We start from the raw sequence: 772 nt of genomic DNA, 5'->3' as shown, positions 1-772 counted from the left end.
TTTTTATACCATAGTAGAAATAGGCGTTAAATAGTATTCCATAAAACAAAAGACTCAGGGATGTGATGCCATGGGCAACCAACACGTAAGCGATATAAAATTCCTTCCATCGTTTGTCTGTGTTCAAGCTTGTTATAAACTCTATCTTCAAGCAAAATTGATTTTAGCTTCGACCACAACTTATCAGTGAGCATTAATCGAGGCATGGTAATCTCGTAAAGTTTGTTTTTGGCGAAGTAAATTATACGAGATTACCGCTTGCGCACAAAATTCAAACAAAGATCAACAGCCCATAATAAAAGATAAATTTTTAACCTAAAAAGTAAATCTAATAATACACCCTTGCTGGTTGATTTAGAGTGCTGTCTGTTTTAGCCGTTAAGAATGAATCCAAACACGGTAATAAACTTCAACAACTCCTGAAGACCAAGGCCTATTAGAATTATGGTTTGCTGTAATAGGAATGGTACCTATGTATTGGGCACCAACTGAAAGGTATATTGATCAGTGTGTCCATTTAATTTATGTAATTAACGCCATATCAGATGATAAAAGTAAACCAACAAGACTTGGCTCAAAAATTGGGACTATAAAAGAGCATCTTCTAATTTGATTACTGATGATTAGGACAGTTTAAAAAAATCAAGCCCTTAAGTGAGAGGTGCTTTCAATCAGAAATGGAGTAATCGGTGTTTGTCAAACTAGTTGTCGCGATCACTACGTTATGCACTCTCCACGTTGACGATTTCACGTTCGGGGTTTAGGTGCACTT

The 772-nt window shown here is 36.0% G+C and carries 1 pseudogene; it reads right to left on the bottom strand.

What is annotated here, in order from left to right:
• Positions 1 to 29 precede the first annotated feature (29 nt).
• A pseudogene (locus CWB66_RS13035) lies at positions 30 to 206 on the bottom strand (transposase); the annotation flags it as partial.
• Between the last annotated feature and the right edge of the window lie 566 nt (positions 207 to 772).

This window comes from Pseudoalteromonas sp. S558 (assembly GCF_005886635.1).
GTDB lineage: Bacteria > Pseudomonadota > Gammaproteobacteria > Enterobacterales > Alteromonadaceae > Pseudoalteromonas > Pseudoalteromonas aliena.
The sequence above is the reverse complement of the archived record's forward strand: the minus strand, read 5'-3'. Positions and strand labels throughout refer to the sequence as shown.